This is a genomic window from Flavobacterium sp. Root186 (assembly GCF_001428525.1).
In the GTDB taxonomy this organism is placed as follows: Bacteria; Bacteroidota; Bacteroidia; order Flavobacteriales; family Flavobacteriaceae; genus Flavobacterium.
In genome coordinates this window covers 408,183-424,985 of sequence record NZ_LMHW01000014.1, presented here as the reverse complement: position 1 = coordinate 424,985, position 16,803 = coordinate 408,183, and the positions used below count along the sequence as shown (strand labels likewise).

Genomic DNA, 16,803 nt, shown 5'->3' with positions numbered 1-16,803 from the left:
AGTATAAGCTGTTTGATTTGGAAGTTTAATCTTAATTGACCCTAGATTGGCACGCGTAACTGTACCATTGTCAACAGTACCTTTACTGTAAATACCAGCCCAATAAAGACCTGCATATACTATTTTATAACATTCTCTACTAGATTGCGGAACAGTTAAATTAGCCGAACTAGAACTAAACGTAGTATTGTCACTATCAATATCGATATATTGCATAGTAAGGTCGTTGTTGTTCTGGCTCGTTGAGTTGAACGCATTATTTGGCCGCTCACCATTCTTGTTGTTATCTCTATTCAAAATATTATTACCTATCAAGAGCATATCACCTTTCAAACTTTGGTCAAAGCGAGGGGTGAAATCCTTTTGAGAGAACATAATAAAACTCTGTATAAAAAATAATACAGTTAAAACTAATTTTAAAGTAGTAGGTTTCTTCATGTTACTATGGTTTCAGTTTAACTGTTGTTCTTTGAAGGGGCATTCAAAGAACAACATTCAATCTTAATTTAAATTTATGTTTTTACTTTCCTTCTTTTTTCAAAGAAGCCGCCGTCTATATCCTATTATTAATTCTCGACTTTTACGATAGCCATTTTCCCGTTGTATGGTGATTTACCTTTAGCTTCTAATGCCTTAGTTGCTTCTTGCAGACCATCGAATTTCTCGTAATAGATATAATATTTACTTGTTGTTATATTGTAAAAGAAATTAATATTTGAAAGCCCTGATGCTACAGCTTTAGTTAAGAACTCATCTCGTTTTTCAATACTGCTGTGTACTGCAAGAATCATATAATAACCACTTTCAGAATTTTTAATATTCTTAATAATCTGCATGTTTGACTGATCTTCACCAAAATCAAAATCAGCTGCTGTGAACGGTGTACTGCTTACTTTCGTTGTTTCCTTAATACGTTTAAGAGCAGCTACATCCTGAGCATATCTTCCTTGATCATTTTCGTATGCCGCACGCTTAATTCTACGTTTTTTCTCAATTTCAGTTTCAGCTTTAATACGCTCTAAATCGGCTAATAATGCTGCTCCTTCAAGTTCCATTTTTAACTGTGCTGCTTTCAATTCGTTTATCTTCTCAAGATAAGCTTTGTTTAAAGCATCATTTTTATTAGGAACTTTTTTAAGTCTTTCGTTATATAAATTCGTCAGCTTCGCAATCTCATCTTTTTGAACTCTACTTGCATCAGCAAGCTGTGATTTTAAAGCTTCTATCTGACTGTTTTCTGCCGCTACACTTTTGAAAGGTTTTGGTTCTTTGTAAATACCTTTTTCACTTAAATCATTCTCTTCTTTTAAATCATTAAGGTCTTTTTGTTTATTAGCTACTGTTGATTTAAACTGATCTAATAAATCATTTTGTGTTTTACCTGAACTTTCAATAGTTTGAGTTAAGCTTTCAATAGCTTTTGCTGTTTCATCTTTTGCTGCCGCTGCTGCTCTGGCCGCTGCCGCTTCTGCATCAGCTTTTGCTTTCTCCGCAGCTAATCTTGCCTGACGCTCTTCTTCTTCTTTTAATTTTCTTGTTTCTTCGTCAGCTTTTTGTTTTTCTAAAGCTTCTGCATCTGCCTTAGCTTTTGCATCTGCTGCTAACTTAGCTTGTAATGCTTCTGCATCAGCCTTAGCTTTTGCGTCTGCTGCTAACTTAGCTTGTAAGGCTTCTGCGTCGGCTTTTGCTTTTGCGTCTGCTGCTAATTTTGCTTTAAGTGCTTCTGCATCAGCTTTTGCTTTTGCGTCTGCAGCTAATTTCGCTTGTAATGCTTCTGCGTCAGCTTTTGCTTTTGCATCTGCTGCTAACTTAGCTTGTAATGCTTCTGCATCTGCCTTAGCTTTTGCGTCTGCTGCTAATTTCACTTGTAGTGCTTCTGCATCAGCTTTTGCTTTTGCATCAGCTGCTAACTTAGCTTGTAATGCTTCTGCATCAGCCTTAGCTTTTGCGTCTGCTGCTAATTTCACTTGTAGTGCTTCTGCATCAGCCTTAGCTTTTGCGTCTGCTGCTAATTTCACTCGTAGTGCTTCTGCATCAGCCTTAGCTTTTGCATCCGCTGCTAATTTAGCCTGTAGTGCTTCTGCATCAGCCTTAGCTTTTGCGTCTGCTGCTAATTTAGCCTGTAATGCTTCTGCATCAGCTTTTGCTTTTGCATCCGCTGCTAATTTAGCCTGTAGTGCTTCTGCATCAGCCTTAGCTTTTGCGTCTGCTGCTAATTTAGCCTGTAATGCTTCTGCATCAGCCTTAGCTTTTGCGTCTGCTGCTAATTTAGCCTGTAATGCTTCTGCATCAGCCTTAGCTTTTGCATCCGCTGCTAATTTAGCCTGTAATGCTTCTGCATCAGCCTTAGCTTTTGCATCCGCTGCAAGTTTAGCTTGTAATGCTTCTGCATCCGCTTTTGCTTTTGCATCCGCTGCAAGTTTAGCTTGTAATGCTTCTGCATCAGCCTTAGCTTTTGCATCTGCTGCCAACTTAGCTTGTAGTGCTTCTGCATCCGCTTTTGCTTTTGCATCGGCAGCTAATTTTGCCTGACGTGCTTCTTCAGCTTCTTTTAATTGTTTTTCTTCTGCTTCCGCTTTAGCTTTTGCGGTTGCTTCTGCATCAGCCTTAACTCGTGCATCAGCAATTAATTTAGCTTGTAAAGCTTCCATATCTGCTTTTGCTTTCGCTTCTGCAGCTAATCTTGTTTTTTCTGCTTCAGCATCTGCTTTCGCCTTTGCATCCGTTGCTAATTTGGCCTGACGTGCTTCTTCATCGGCTTTTGCTTTTGCATCGGCAGCTTGTTTTGCTTGTAGAGCTTCTGCATCAGCCTTAGCTTTTGCATCTGCTGCAAGTTTCGCTTTTAATGCTTCTGCATCTGCTTTTGCTTTAGCATCGGCTACTAATTTTGCTTGTAATGCTTCCGCATCTGCTTTCGCTTTTGCTTCTGCATCAAGTTTTGCCTGAGCTTCAGCATCGGCTTTTGCTTTTGCATCTGCTGCTAATTTTGCCTGAAGTGCTTCTGCATCAGCTTTCGCTTTTGCTTCCGCATCTAATTTTGCCTGAGCCTCAGCATCGGCTTTCGCTTTTGCATCTGCTGCTAATTTTATTTTTAATGCTTCTGCATCTGCTTTTGCTTTTGCTTCTGCAGCTATAATTGCTTGTCTGGCTTCTGCATCTGCTTTTGCTTTTGCATCAGCTGCTAATTTTTCTTTTAGAGCTGCTTCTTCAGCTGCTTTTGCTTTTGCGGCAGCGGCGGCTTTTGCTCTGTTTGCAGCATCAATCGAAGCTTTTGTTTTTGCTTCAGAAGCGGCTTTTGCTTTAGCTTCTGCAGCTAATCTAGCCTGAAGTGCATCAGAGTCAGCTTTTGCTTTTGCATCTGCAGCTAGAATGGATTGTAAATCTGCTTCTTCAGCTTTTGCTTTTGCATCTGCTTTACGTTTTGCTTCTGCGGCATCTGCTTTAGCTTTCGCGTCTGCAGCAAGTTTTATTTTAAGTGCTTCTGCATCCGCTTTTGCTTTTTCAGCAGTTAATTGTGCTTGTGTTTTTTGCGGAGCCTGTGCTGGAGCTGGCGGCGTTGCAGCAGCTGTTTGTTTCGCTTTAGCTTCTGCATCTGCCTTAGCTTTTGCATCAGCAGCAAGTTTTATTTTTAATGCTTCAGCATCCGCTTTTGATTTGTCTGCTGCTAATTGTGCGACTGTTTTCTGTGCAGCTGTTGCAGATGGTTTGCTTGCTTGTGCTTGTGCTCTCGCAGCAGCAGCGGCATCTACTCTGGCTTTATTATCTGCAGCTAATTTTATTCTTCTTGCCTCAGCATCAGCTCTTGCTTTATCTGCAGCTAATTGTGCGGCTGTTTTTTGTTCTGCTGCAACGGCTCTGTTTGCTGTTGCTGTCTGCGCTCTTGCTGCAGCTGCGGCATCTGCCTTAGCTTTAGCATCGGCGGCTAATTTTATCTTAAGAGCTTCTGCATCTGCTTTAGCTTTATTGTCTGCGTCTAATTTTGCTTTTGCCGCAGCATCGGCATCAGCCTTAACTTTTTCTGCAGCAGCAAGTCTTGCTTGTTTTGCTTCGGCATCAGCTTTTGCTTTTGCTTCAGCAGCTAATCTTGCTTTCTCGGCTCCATCTACTCTTGTTACAGGAGCTGCATTTGTTTTTGGTTTAGCAATTACTGGTTTAGATGTCGTTCTCGAAGGGTCTATTAATGATCCTTCTTCGTCATCTCCGTAATAGTAATTTCTGTTTTTGAATTTATAAGCAATTGCAAATTCATGAGAACCTCCCATGTTTGTAAAATTGCCCATTCCTCTTTCGTAGTTATATTCGATTGCAATGCTAGGTGAAATGTTAACACCTAAACCTGCAGAAACTCCGTATAATGTATTGTAACCTGCCTGTGCCCAAACTCCTTGTTTCAGCGAAAGCATGGCAAGTCCTGAAAGAACTGTTTTATCTTTTTTAATTTCTGTTTTTACGATTCCTGAGAATTTACTTTGCTCAAAAAAACCATAACTGTCAATGTATCCGGTGTACATTGCATGCAATTCAATCGCTCTTTCCGGATCTTCTTTTACAACGCCTGAACCAAAATTGTAAAGAATTAAGTTGTTTACCGATAATCCGAAATCAAGAAAAGCGGTTCCGTAATTAATCCCCGGATTTACAGTAAGCATTGTGTTTGAAGGATAGTCACCGTTTAAAATATCCGGATCATCAGATATAATTTTTCCTTTGTCTAAACCACTTTGATAAGCACCTACGTTTAAACCAAAAGTAAGGTTACTGTCTTCCTGCAAAACGATATTGTGAGCGAAATTGACAACTCCGCCAAACACGGTCATTAAACCATAATTTTGTTGAAACAAACCAATTGCAAAAGCTTCATTTTCTCTAAATCGGCCGGAATAATTAGCTAAATAAGTCTGTGGTGCATTGTCAAACTGCACCCATTGTCTTTTGTTATAAAAGCTTGCATAAGCATTTGTTTCGCGAACAAAGCTAAATGCAGGGTTTATTAAATATCTATTAAACTTTAATGAATTTCTGATAGGTAATGAAAACGAAACAACTCCATTCTCAACTTTGTCCTGAGAATAGAGTACATTAGAAAAACCGTAAAATAAAGTTATGAATAGTAAAATTTTCTTCATTATTTAATCACAGTTATTGATCCCTTTTTTTCACCTGTGTCTGATTGAATGACATAGTAATAAACTGGATTTACATTTTTAAAATCTTTTATAAAAGAGTTAAGTTCCGGATCGTAATTGCTGCCGACATCATCATACATTACTTCTCCGTTTGAACTTAAAATTATTAGCTTCGTCGATGGCGTTTTATAAGCATCTGGGATATTCCAGTACGGATAAGCGCCGCTCAGTTTAACAATATTTGGAATTACAGTAGTAACAGCATCTGTTTCTGAAGTAACTCTAAATGTAAATTCTCTTGAAGCTATACAACCTGATTCCTGTGATATTTTAACTCTATATAAACCTCTTACGGCTACCAGATAGCTTGAACTGCTAGCGCCGTTTATTGCAATATTATTTAAAAACCATTCGTATTTTGGAGTTGTAGCATCAGTCGTTATTGATACGTTTAATGTTTCTCCTTCTTTAAGCTGATACGTTTCCGGAACATCTATACTCGCCGTGAAACCATTAATTTTTAAATCGATACTTCCTGTAGCTTTACAACCGCCAAAATCAACCTCAACAGAATAAAGACCAGATTCACTTACAGTAATACTGCGAGTATTTGGAGCGATCACTACACCATCTTTTTTCCAAACATAACTGTTACCTGATGTTGCTGTTAAAATAGTTCCTGCACCGTTTAAACAGAAAGGATTTCCTAAGCTGGAATCAACCGTTACTGCAGATCCTCCGCCAGAAGATACTACCGTAACACGATTAGAACTAAAGTTATCATCATCACAACCGCCATAATTGATTTGGGCATAATAAACACCCGGAGCATTTGCTACTAACGTTGTACCGCTTTGTCCTGCAATTAATACATCATCTTTGTACCATTTATAGGTTAGATTTGGATAATTGGCAGGAGAAGATGGGGTGTCTGCAGGAGTTGGATTATCAACAGAAAGACTTAAACTTCCGCCTGAACAAATAGTAGCCGAGGATTCATTATTATTGATAAAAAATTTCTCTGCATAGATTCTGTAATAAGCCGGAAACGAAGTCTGGTCTTGAAAATTCTTAACCCTCTGGCTGTAAGTAGGCGTCGCCGTATTACTTTTAATACGAAGACTGTATGTATTTGATCCTTTTAAATTCGTAGGAATAGCAAACTTAATTGTTTGCTGCTGCGCCACAGGATCATCTACAAATGAAATTTTTGTTGTAGCAGTAGGAGTTGTGAAGCTTCCCAAATCGTCTGAAAGTTCTACTTCAAAAGTAGTTCCTGCCGGAAAATTTAAATAGCTGAATGTTGCGAAGTATTCATTAAATGGTGTTCCATTTACATCTAAACCAGCACAAATTCTTTCAAAAGGAAGCTGTTGTCCAACTATTGCTGGTGTTTGGGCATAGGTATTCGATTTAGTAAACAGAATTATACTAAATAAAATGAAAACTTTAAAAAAAGATAAAGTAGTTTTTTGAATCATATAGTACGTGTTCTTGCTAAGTCTATACGCTCAAAAAACAAGATATCAATGAATGTTTCAGAAAAATCATATTTGTAGTTCTCTATAATATCTTTTGCAAGAATTGAAGTAGAACCAATCAATGAGTTTTCTTCACAATCTGAAGATTGATCTTTCGTATCAGCCGGCATAGTAAGGCTGTCCTTGGGGGTGGACAGCCCTACTATTAACTGATTAGAATTATCTAATTTGCTGATGCATTGATCAGCTGATTCGTTATTTTGATTTATCTCAATTGAAGCTAATTTGCAGTCAGAAACAGCAGAAACCGTAGGCTTTTCTATTGCTGCACTTTGTGCATACAGACTTAACGAAATAGGAGAAACCAAAAAGAATATATATAAATACTTTTTTGTAGATAGAGCCATTATGTTTTGATCTTTATTTGGTCCTTTTAAGACGGATACATAAATTGTGTCTGGGGACTTTATTAATAAAATTTACGCTTTGAAATAAAAATCGAAATCTATTTATCTATTGCCGCTTGAAGCTGTAATTTTTCCTAATTGTAATCTAAAGTCTGGCTTTTTAGGGTTGAAAATATCAATGAATGTTTCTTTGTTGTCACTTTGAGAGTAAACATTAAAGAACACACTGTTTCCATACCAGCTCTCTAAATCTTCGTTGTTTGAGTTGTATTCAGTAAAGATGTTTCCTTTACATAAGTTGAAATACATTTCCTCAAATTTGATTTTTTTAAGGTTGGCATCATTGATTTCTGTTTTGCTGTCTAATAACACTGCAGGGTTAAATCCAGATATCACACTTCTTTTCATTTCAAGAGAAGCAGTTTCAGCTACGTAAACAGCCTCTTTTACTAAACCTGATTGAATGTCAGCATTGATGTTTTCACTGTCATTAAGCATTGTAATGTTAGTCGCAACAACTAAAGTAGTTTTTTTAGTAAAATCTGTTTCGCTTTTCTTTTCGAATGATTTTACCTCCATACAACGAGATCCGTCTTTGTTACTAGATAAATAAGAAGATCTAACTGCTAAAGAGTTATATAAACGACATTGTACACCTTGTGTAAATTTGTAATCGTCGTTGATTGATTTATAAGAAACAAATTTTGTAGCGTTAACATCTCCACCGAAGAAAGCAAATGAATCTCCTCCAGAGTAGCTAACCATAACGTTTTCAAGAATTGTTTTGTTACCAACACCTGCAATAGTTAAACCGTTGAAAGTATCAACTCCTTTCACTTTTTTACCAGCAAATTCGATTCTAACATATCTTAAAATTCCAGAGTTTGAAGCAACATTATCACCACCATAAGTAGTTAAAGTTGGATCAAGATCCATATTATAAGATCCTACGTTACCGAATTTGTTAATTGGAGCATCACCAAGAATTACAACTCCACCCCAGTCTCCAGCTTTTTTCTGGCTGCGGTTAGATGTAAATACGATTGGGTCAGTTTCTAAACCATCTGCAACAAGTTGTGCACCTTTTGTAACTACCAATGTTCCTTTTGTTTCGAAATCACCAATAATTAAAGTTCCAGGTTCGATTGTTAAAACCGCATTGTTTGTAACATAAACGTTACCTTGTAAAACATAGATATTCCTTTTAAGCAATTTAGTATTAACAGAAATGTTTCCTGCTAAAATTTGATTTGCTTCTCCATACTCTACTTTGTTAGGCTTAAATTCTGTCCAGTTATTTAACCAGTTAGTGTAGCCCATAATTCCTTTCTCTTGTTGAGCACTCATACTCGTAACTGTCAAAAGAACGCAGATAATTTGAGTAATTTTTTTCATGATAAAGGTGTGTATTAGGTTAATAATAAATTTGGGTATGCTTTAAATAATTTGGGTATGCGTAAATGAAAAAAACTGTTCTCGGTTTTTCTAATATGTTTCAGAATAAATCGAGAACGAGTTGTTTTGTTTACTTTTTCAAAGTGACGCAGAAATCTAATCCATCTACGTAAACACTTCAAAAAAGGTTTTAAAATATTTTTTAAATTTTACATTTCATTCAATTCATTGAACTCATGTAAAGATTTTAATGTGTTTTCGTAAAATAAAATTGCCGCGATAAGATTTCCTTTATCTGAGTAAGGCATCATTTTTCTTTGAAACTCAACTGTAGTATCTAAGAAAGTAGTTGTACCAATTGCCTGAGCATCCAAAACTTTTTTGTGTTCACTATCGTCTGGAATACCTAAGTCTGCCATAGTAACACCCGGTTTTGTAACCAACGCAATGTAAGGGAGAGTTTTTACTAATACTTTAATTCGCTCAATATACAATTCCAAAAGTTCCCCTTTTTGCATACCACTCAATTCTTTTTGATCATGGTATTTACGAATAAGAGCCGTTGTACTGATAATACTTCTTGGAGCGTTTTTTGCCTGCGCAGAAACTGCAGCAGTTGTCATGATAAAAAATGCACTAAATAAAATAATTTTCCCTTTCATAAATTCTTATTTATATTGGTTGTTGATGAAAACAAAAATATAGAAATTAACTTAAATTGCAACTTTATTGAATTCTTTTTTCAAAAAAAAAGCTTAAAAAAAGCTTAAAAACCCGCTGTATGTCGAGAAAATGTGCGTTTTAACGGGCTTTTTGTTAAAATTGTTAAAACAAAAAACGTAAGATATTATCTATAAAAACGCTGTAAATTTTTACTTTAAATAGCCAAAAAAACTATACGTTTATCGTTTTGAACAAAAAAATATTAACAAAAAAGTCTTGATATCTGCTCGTGTGAAGTAATTTATTAACAAAAGTTAGCGGCGAGGGAACAAAATTTTTAGCAAAAAACAATCATATTCTCATAAATGAAATCCAGCTCAATAATCTTTAATCGAAAATTTTTGACTACATCATTTTCTTCTATCTTTGCTTCATGCAATTTTCTCAAATTTTAGGTCAGGATTACATCAAAAGTCACTTGATAAAAAGTGCATCTTCCGGGCGAATTCCTCATGCGCAATTATTCATTGGGCCTGAAGGAAGCGGTACTTTATCTGCAGCAATTGCTTATGCACAGTACATTTTGTGCAGTAATACGGGAAATGAAAACGAAAATGGAAATGATTCCTGTAATCTGAAATTTCAAAATATTTCGCATCCGGATCTGCATTTTATTTACCCAACCGTTACTACAGAAGATGTCAAAACCAAACCAAAAAGTTTAGACTTTATTCAGGATTGGCGAAACTTTATTCAGGAAATGCCTTATGGTGGATTATTTGACTGGTATAAAACTTTAGGCGTTCAAAATAAACAGGGCGAAATCAGGGTCGAAGATGCACAGGAAGTTTTAAAATCGCTTGCACTGAAATCATACGAAGGCGGCTACAAAATCATGATTATCTGGATGGCCGACAAGATGAATATTGCGGCTTCGAATAAACTTTTAAAACTGCTGGAAGAACCTTCAGATAAAACAATTTTTATTCTTATTTCTGAAAACGAAGAAGATATAATTCAAACCATACGTTCTCGCTGTCAGGTAATTCACTTTAACGGACTTCCGGAAAATGTAATTGCCGAAGCACTGGTTTCTAAAGAAAATATAGATTCTAATTTAGCCAAAAAAATTGCGCATCAGGCACAAGGAAATTTTAATAAAGCATTGCATTTATTGAAAGAAGATGATGCTGAATATCCATTTGAACAATGGTTCGTCAATTGGGTTCGTGCTGCTTTTAGGGCAAAAGGAAATGCCGCTGCGATTCAGGATTTAATTTCCTGGAGTGAAGAAATCGCCGGACTTGGCCGCGAAAGCCAGAAAAAGTTTATTCAGTTTTGTATCGAAATGTTTAGACAGGCGCTTTTACTGAATTATCAAACGCCAAGTTTAGTTTACATTGAGCCAAAAGTTGACAAATTTAAACTCGAGAATTTTGCACCTTTTGTAAACGGAAATAATATTCACGAAATTTTCAAAGAACTTTCAGATGCCATGTATCACATTGAAAGAAACGGAAATGCAAAAATAATCTTAACCGATTTATCTATAAAACTGACTCGTTTAATTCATAAAAAATAGTCCTCAAATGAACAATGTTGCCTCTATTTTAATATTAGCATTTTTAGCCTTAACTTTTTTACAGTCAGGCTATGAAAAATTTTTTTACTGGAAAGATAATGTCATCTGGCTTAAAGAACATTTTGCCAAAACGCCATTAAAAAATCAAGTCCCGCTTGCTCTTTTACATTTGTTAATTTTAGAATTAATTTCTGGAATTTTAAGTGTTGTCGGAGCAATTCAATTACTAACAAACAGCGGACGCGAATACGGTTTTTACGGTGCTGTTTTTTCGTGTATATCTTTGTTAATGATGCTTTTCGGACAACGATTAGCCAAAGATTACGATGGAGCAAGAACCATTGTTATTTATTTTATTCCTGCTGTAATGGCAGTTTACTGGTTGAATTAATCAGCCTGAATTTTTAAAAACGTAAGCCACTCCTGATAGCTATCGGGATTCACAAATTCTCAAAGATTCTTTAATCCTTTTAATTAGTGAAATCAATGGCAAAAAAATGAATTTTATTATCAAAAAAATGAACCCAAAACACCCTTCAGAATCCCTAACAATATTAACCGATTTAGTTTTGCCAAGCGAAACAAATCCTTTAAACAATCTTTTTGGCGGCGAATTATTAGCCCGAATGGATCGTGCAGCAAGTATTGCCGCCCGCAGACATTCACGCCGAATTGTAGTTACGGCATCTGTAAATCACGTTGCTTTTAACAGAGCAATTTCTCTTGGAAGCGTTGTTACCGTAGAGGCAAAAGTTTCAAGATCATTCAAAAGTTCTATGGAAGTTTTCATAGACGTTTGGGTAGAAGACCGCGAATCCGGAAACAGAACCAAGGCAAACGAAGCTATTTATACATTTGTAGCTGTTGACGATACCGGAAGACCTGTTGAAGTACCGGCAATTGTTCCTGAAACAGAATTAGAAATACAGCGTTTTGAAGCTGCATTACGCCGTAAACAATTAAGTTTATTATTGGCAGGGAAAATAAAACCTTCTGAAGCCACAGAATTAAAGGCTTTGTTTTTGTAATACAATTTGTTACAATTTGAAACAATTTGAAGCGATGAAACTTCAAAAAAAGAAGTATTTTTACACATTCTAGTCAGTGAAATAAAAATGCAGGAAGTTATTTCCTCCTTTTGATTTTTGTTTTGAAAACTAAAAATAACAATTTAGATAATTTAAGAAAGATGAGTTCAGACAAAGAAGCCAAATTAAAAGCGTTACAGCTTACGCTTGATAAACTTGACAAAACCTACGGAAAAGGAACCGTAATGAAAATGGGCGACAAAGCCATTGTAGAGGTAGAAACGATTTCTTCGGGTTCGCTTGGCGTTGATTTAGCTCTTGGGGTAAATGGATATCCAAAAGGAAGAATTATTGAAATATACGGGCCAGAATCGTCTGGTAAAACCACATTAACGCTGCACGCAATTGCAGAAGCTCAAAAAGCCGGCGGAATTGCTGCTTTTATTGATGCGGAACATGCTTTTGATAGAAATTATGCTGAAAAATTGGGTGTTGATATCGAAAACCTAATTATCTCTCAGCCAGACAATGGTGAACAGGCATTGGAAATTGCCGAAAACTTAATTCGTTCTGGAGCTATAGACATTGTTGTAATTGACTCTGTTGCGGCCTTAACTCCAAAAAGTGAGATTGAAGGTGAAATGGGAGATTCTAAAATGGGTCTTCATGCACGTTTGATGTCTCAGGCTTTAAGAAAATTAACCGGAACGATCAGCAAAACAAATTGTACTGTTTTCTTTATTAACCAGCTGCGTGAAAAAATTGGTGTTATGTTCGGGAATCCTGAAACAACAACCGGTGGTAACGCATTAAAATTCTACGCTTCTGTACGTTTAGATATTCGTCGTTCATCTCAAATTAAAGATGGTGAAAACGTGATTGGAAACAGAACTAAAGTTAAAATTGTAAAAAACAAAGTTGCACCGCCCTTTAAAACTGCCGAATTCGACATTATGTACGGAGAAGGAGTTTCTAAAACAGGTGAAATTCTTGACTTAGCAGTTGAATTTGAAATCGTTAAAAAAGCAGGATCTTGGTTTAGCTACGGAGATACTAAATTAGGTCAGGGTCGTGATGCTGTAAAAGCATTAATTAAAGACAATCCAGAATTGGCCGATGAATTAGAAGCTAAAATTAAAGCTCATATAAAAGAATTAGCAAATGCTTAAAACTTTTAAAAGTATTTAAAAATCAACACTTTACACTCTAAACCCGGAAGCTTTTAAGCATTCCGGGTTTTTTATTTAAAAAAAAATAAAAAAAGACGCAACCTTTTTAAAACTATTTCATCTATAAAAATAGACATAATGTTTAATTGGTATTGCCATAAATACACAGTTCAACATTTTTTTATAATAAATTTGGTTGGTTGATTCACTAAAAGTCCGTTAGTTTCGCTCATGGTTCTAACGGGTTTTTACTGTTTTTGAAAAAAAATTAGCAGCTCATACAACCTTTTTACTTTTTTTCGATCTAATATATTATGCCGTTAACTTGAGTTTTAGCTAAACTCCTTATTACCAAGCCATAAATATATTTAACCATGAAAGAAAAAAGGGAAATACTGAAGAGTAGAAGACGAAAAAAAACCAAATTAAAAATTAAAAAAGTATTGCGTTTTATCTCAGAGAAAATAATTCATCGATAAGCTTTTTGAATATAAACGGGGGTTTTTATTTCGAAAGAAAACCCGGCAAGTGTAAAATCTTGCCGGGTTTGTTTATTTTGACTATTCTTTTAAATCTTTCTTCTTGAGTTCGAGTAAGCTTTTATAAATCACTTGTCTCACATTTTCTCTCAGTTCTTTTCTGTGATCAAGTGTTAAGCCGCTTGTTTCTACAAAAGGAAGGATTTTACCTCGCATTTTTCCGGGACTTCCGCTTAAAAAAGTATACGAGAAGCGTTCTTTATTGTCTGCAAAAACAATTGGCACTATAGGAATTTGATGTTCAATTGCTAATCTGAAAGCGCCGTCTTTAAACTCGTCCAGTAAAATAGATTCATCATCAGGAACTCCGCCCTCAGGAAAAATACAAATACTTAAACCCTGGCTTAAACGATCTTGTGCACGCTTGAAAACTTCATTTTTGCTTTTTGAAGAATTTCGGTCTACCAAAATACAAGTTCTTTTATAGAAAAATCCAAATAGCGGAATCTTTACGAGTTCTTTCTTTCCAACAAAAACAAACGGGTTTCTTATAATGGCAAGCATAAGCATAATATCTGTCATTGAAGTATGATTTGCTACAATCATATAACTTTTATTCCTGATAAGCTTTTGTTCACGTTTTACTTTGTAGTAAAAACCCATCCCGAAAAGGATGAATTTAGCCCAAATGCGGGCCATTTTAAAAAAATAAGGGTATCCGCTCTCTGAGATAATAGAAATCAGTAAAAACGGCAGCATAATCAATATTGGAATCGCCATTAAAACGTAAAACCAAATGCGCCAAATAATCCAAAAAACAATCTTTAATCCTTTCATGGTTTCAAATGTAAGAAAACCGAAATGAATTTTTATAAAGATTTTATTTTACAGATAATTTTACCGCAAAGCACGAAGGATTTACGCAAAGTTTAAAGCCACAAATTAAAATGATTAAATGGATTTTAAAATCTTTTAATTTGTGGTTATTTCTTTTAATTTTTTAATAAAACCTTTGCGAACTTTGCGTAAATCCTTTGCGTGCTTTGCGGTTAAAAAAAACATCACGACCTTTGTGGTTAAAGAATAAGAAAAAACTAGAATGGCAAAAATACTTACTGGTGTTCAGAGTACTGGAACGCCACACTTAGGCAATCTATTGGGAGCTATTATCCCTGCAATTGAATTATCGAATAATCCGGCCAATGAATCTTTTTTGTTTATTGCTGATTTACATTCGATTACACAAATTAAAGATGGTAAAACATTAAGAGAAAACACGTATAGCACGGCTGCGGCTTGGCTTGCTTGTGGTTTAAATCCTGATAAAGTTACCTTCTACAGACAATCTGATGTGGTTCAAACTGCTGAATTGACCTGGTATTTAAGCTGTTTTTTTCCGTTTCAGCGTTTAACTTTAGCGCATTCTTTCAAAGATAAAGCAGATCGTTTAGACGATGTTAACGCCGGACTTTTTACTTATCCGATGTTAATGGCTGCCGATATTTTACTTTATGACGCAGAGTTTGTTCCTGTTGGAAAAGACCAATTGCAGCATTTAGAGATAACACGCGATGTGGCTTCAAGATTTAATCATCAAATGGGAGAAACTTTTGTAATTCCAGAAGCTAAAATTCAGGAAGACAGTATGCTGATTCCGGGAACAAACGGTGGAAAAATGAGTAAATCTGCGAATAATATTATCAATATTTTTCTTGATGATAAAATATTGCGCAAGCAGGTTATGAGTATCGAAACAGACAGCACGCCCTTGGAAGAACCAAAAAATCCTGATACCTGCAACGCTTTTGCCATATATTCTTTGTTAGCAAATGAAACTCAAATTGCTGAAATGAGAGCGAATTATCTTGGTGGAAATTACGGTTATGGTCATGCAAAACAAGCTCTTTTTGAATTGATTACAGAAAAATTCAAAACCGAAAGAGAAAAATATAATTACTACATGAACAACCTTGACGAAGTGGATGCTCTTTTGAAAAAAGGTGCTGCAAAAGCTTCCATCGTTGCGGATGGCGTTTTAGCAAAAGTTCGGGAAGTTCTTGGATTTGGGAATTAAATTTTTCTTATTTGACATTTAATTTATGACGAAGGAAGAAGCAATAGAAGAATTAATGTACCAAAGCGCCCACCATGAAAACATAGAAAGTGATCGTTGGAAAAATGGTTTTCTTGGTCAATTACGCCCTTTTAGAAGAGTTTTACATGAAGAAAATTACCATCTAATTATGCAGGCTTTAAAAGCCCTTGCGCCAGAATTAGAAAAGGATTTTGTAGATAAAAGAATAATCTCTTGTGTTTGGGGAATTTGTCATTATGGAAGAATGTGGTCACTTTATCCAGAAGGAATGTTACAAAGCAATAATTTGATTACCAAGGAACAAGTATCACAAATTGATGAGTGGTTAATTGATACTTCATATGCAGCTTCCTGCCTTCTTGAAGGTGCTGTAGAAGAAGCTTTTTGGAATTATAATGAAGAAAACAAAGAGTAGATTAAAATTTAAAAATAAAAGCCTGCTAATAGATTTTTAGCAGGCTTTTATTATTATTCTAAAAATGCTCTTAAGCTCTTCCAAGTCTTGCCATTAGCATAATTAATCTGATAACAACTATAACAATAGCAATTATAGACCAGGTTGACATACCTCCAGATGATGAACTGCTGCTATATTCTTTATCATTCTCAGCATCAATTCGGTCTTTGTGAGATCTTATTGAATTGCTTAATTCATAATCTAGTGGTTTATAATTAACCATTGAAGATACCATTGGATTTAAAAACTCATTTCGTACACCTGCATTAACAATTGAACCCGACATTTTGCTGTAAATTGCCCTGACTTTCTTATCGTTTTCTGCAGATCTAAAATGAGAAAGCAAGCTATAAAAACTTCTGTATTTAATAAATTCAATTGTTTCAGTACCCGATGATAAAGAAGGGTTTTCATCAAATTTATTTACAATAAAATCAAGTTTTGCACTCAGTTTTTGGTCTAAGCTGTCTAATGAATTTTGAGGCAGATATTCTTTAACATTCAGAAGATCATCAATAATATCAAACTTATTTTGTGCTATGCTTTGATCGAAAAAGGCATCTAAATCCCTAGATAAAAAACTGTCTATAAATGATTTAACATTTTCTTCACTAACAGAAATGGAGTAATCCGTAATAAATCTGTTTCGGGAGTAATTTTTTTTCGAAAAGAAGTTGTAAAGGATTCGATTATTCGAAATAAACAAAAGCTCTTTTGGAAATTGGTTAATGGCAGAAATTAAATTATCTGCTACATTTTGATCTAAATTTAGGTTTTGTGATCGCTCAATTTCAAATTGCTTCTTGACTTTTTCTGAGTCTTCAATGCTGAATCCGCTTAGGTTTTCTCTATAAATTCCCGCGTTTTCAAATAGTTCAATTATGTTCATTTTTAAGATTTTTGGGTTAAAACAAAAGTATA

General features: G+C 35.4%; 13 protein-coding genes. 6 read left to right on the top strand and 7 right to left on the bottom strand.

Annotated elements, in window-relative coordinates; genetic code table 11:
* Positions 1–566 precede the first annotated feature (566 nt).
* From ASD98_RS18760 to ASD98_RS18740, 5 genes are all read right to left on the bottom strand, one after another.
* Positions 567–5,126: a type IX secretion system membrane protein PorP/SprF gene (locus ASD98_RS18760; protein WP_056207296.1), complete on the bottom strand. Its 4,560-nt coding sequence runs from the start codon at positions 5,124–5,126 to the stop codon at positions 567–569.
* Positions 5,126–6,607 (bottom strand): gliding motility protein SprC, encoded by a 1,482-nt coding sequence (gene sprC / locus ASD98_RS18755; RefSeq protein ID WP_056207294.1) that lies wholly within the window; start codon positions 6,605–6,607, stop codon positions 5,126–5,128. Before sprC ends, ASD98_RS18760 begins: the two co-directional genes overlap by 1 nt.
* Positions 6,604–7,014 (bottom strand): hypothetical protein, encoded by a 411-nt coding sequence (locus ASD98_RS18750; RefSeq protein ID WP_056207293.1) that lies wholly within the window; start codon positions 7,012–7,014, stop codon positions 6,604–6,606. The genes sprC and ASD98_RS18750 overlap by 4 nt, the downstream gene beginning before the upstream one ends.
* 102 nt (positions 7,015–7,116) lie before the next feature.
* On the bottom strand, positions 7,117–8,409 hold the full coding sequence (locus ASD98_RS18745) for a hypothetical protein (RefSeq protein WP_056207290.1): 1,293 nt from the start codon (positions 8,407–8,409) through the stop codon (positions 7,117–7,119).
* A 209-nt stretch (positions 8,410–8,618) separates the two neighbouring features.
* Entirely contained in the window at positions 8,619–9,071 is a 453-nt protein-coding gene (locus ASD98_RS18740; protein ID WP_056207289.1) for a hypothetical protein, read from the bottom strand.
* 434 nt (positions 9,072–9,505) lie between these two features.
* On the opposite strand from ASD98_RS18740, the gene ASD98_RS18735 reads away from it, so the two are divergent.
* The 4 genes from ASD98_RS18735 (at position 9,506) to recA (ending at position 12,851) form a co-directional block, all read left to right on the top strand.
* The gene (locus ASD98_RS18735; RefSeq protein WP_056207287.1) at positions 9,506–10,654 is read left to right on the top strand and encodes a DNA polymerase III subunit delta'; all 1,149 of its coding nucleotides are present in this window, start codon (positions 9,506–9,508) and stop codon (positions 10,652–10,654) included.
* Positions 10,655–10,661: 7 nt separating this feature from the next.
* Complete coding sequence (locus tag ASD98_RS18730) at positions 10,662–11,045, top strand: hypothetical protein (protein ID WP_056207284.1); 384 nt, start codon at positions 10,662–10,664, stop codon at positions 11,043–11,045.
* A gap of 127 nt (positions 11,046–11,172) precedes the next feature.
* The gene (locus ASD98_RS18725; RefSeq protein ID WP_056207446.1) at positions 11,173–11,682 is read left to right on the top strand and encodes an acyl-CoA thioesterase; all 510 of its coding nucleotides are present in this window, start codon (positions 11,173–11,175) and stop codon (positions 11,680–11,682) included.
* 161 nt (positions 11,683–11,843) lie between these two features.
* Positions 11,844–12,851 (top strand): recombinase RecA, encoded by a 1,008-nt coding sequence (gene recA, locus ASD98_RS18720; protein ID WP_056207282.1) that lies wholly within the window; start codon positions 11,844–11,846, stop codon positions 12,849–12,851.
* 560 nt (positions 12,852–13,411) lie between these two features.
* On the opposite strand, the gene ASD98_RS18715 is transcribed toward recA, so the two are convergent.
* A complete protein-coding gene (locus tag ASD98_RS18715) occupies positions 13,412–14,167 on the bottom strand; it encodes a 1-acyl-sn-glycerol-3-phosphate acyltransferase (RefSeq protein WP_056207280.1) in 756 nt (251 codons plus the stop codon).
* Positions 14,168–14,429: 262 nt separating this feature from the next.
* On the opposite strand from ASD98_RS18715, the gene trpS reads away from it, so the two are divergent.
* The gene (gene trpS / locus ASD98_RS18710) at positions 14,430–15,404 is read left to right on the top strand and encodes a tryptophan--tRNA ligase (protein ID WP_056207278.1); all 975 of its coding nucleotides are present in this window, start codon (positions 14,430–14,432) and stop codon (positions 15,402–15,404) included.
* Between the two features lie 25 nt (positions 15,405–15,429).
* Positions 15,430–15,840 carry a hypothetical protein gene (locus ASD98_RS18705; RefSeq protein ID WP_056207276.1) on the top strand — a complete coding sequence of 137 codons (411 nt, stop codon included), beginning with the start codon at positions 15,430–15,432 and terminating at the stop codon, positions 15,838–15,840.
* A gap of 70 nt (positions 15,841–15,910) precedes the next feature.
* Here the strand turns inward: ASD98_RS18705 and ASD98_RS18700 are convergent, their stop codons facing one another.
* Positions 15,911–16,771: a hypothetical protein gene (locus tag ASD98_RS18700; RefSeq protein ID WP_056207274.1), complete on the bottom strand. Its 861-nt coding sequence runs from the start codon at positions 16,769–16,771 to the stop codon at positions 15,911–15,913.
* Between the last annotated feature and the right edge of the window lie 32 nt (positions 16,772–16,803).

What these genes read in the sequence shown, in the direction of transcription:
- ASD98_RS18760 (WP_056207296.1), bottom strand. Translation starts at nt 5,126, where the DNA reads ATGAAGAAAATTTTACTATTCATAACTTTATTTTACGGTTTTTCTAAT.
- sprC (WP_056207294.1), bottom strand. Translation starts at nt 6,607, where the DNA reads ATGATTCAAAAAACTACTTTATCTTTTTTTAAAGTTTTCATTTTATTT.
- ASD98_RS18750 (WP_056207293.1), bottom strand. Translation starts at nt 7,014, where the DNA reads ATGGCTCTATCTACAAAAAAGTATTTATATATATTCTTTTTGGTTTCT.
- ASD98_RS18745 (WP_056207290.1), bottom strand. Translation starts at nt 8,409, where the DNA reads ATGAAAAAAATTACTCAAATTATCTGCGTTCTTTTGACAGTTACGAGT.
- ASD98_RS18740 (WP_056207289.1), bottom strand. Translation starts at nt 9,071, where the DNA reads ATGAAAGGGAAAATTATTTTATTTAGTGCATTTTTTATCATGACAACT.
- ASD98_RS18735 (WP_056207287.1), top strand. Translation starts at nt 9,506, where the DNA reads ATGCAATTTTCTCAAATTTTAGGTCAGGATTACATCAAAAGTCACTTG.
- ASD98_RS18730 (WP_056207284.1), top strand. Translation starts at nt 10,662, where the DNA reads ATGAACAATGTTGCCTCTATTTTAATATTAGCATTTTTAGCCTTAACT.
- ASD98_RS18725 (WP_056207446.1), top strand. Translation starts at nt 11,173, where the DNA reads ATGAACCCAAAACACCCTTCAGAATCCCTAACAATATTAACCGATTTA.
- recA (WP_056207282.1), top strand. Translation starts at nt 11,844, where the DNA reads ATGAGTTCAGACAAAGAAGCCAAATTAAAAGCGTTACAGCTTACGCTT.
- ASD98_RS18715 (WP_056207280.1), bottom strand. Translation starts at nt 14,167, where the DNA reads ATGAAAGGATTAAAGATTGTTTTTTGGATTATTTGGCGCATTTGGTTT.
- trpS (WP_056207278.1), top strand. Translation starts at nt 14,430, where the DNA reads ATGGCAAAAATACTTACTGGTGTTCAGAGTACTGGAACGCCACACTTA.
- ASD98_RS18705 (WP_056207276.1), top strand. Translation starts at nt 15,430, where the DNA reads ATGACGAAGGAAGAAGCAATAGAAGAATTAATGTACCAAAGCGCCCAC.
- ASD98_RS18700 (WP_056207274.1), bottom strand. Translation starts at nt 16,771, where the DNA reads ATGAACATAATTGAACTATTTGAAAACGCGGGAATTTATAGAGAAAAC.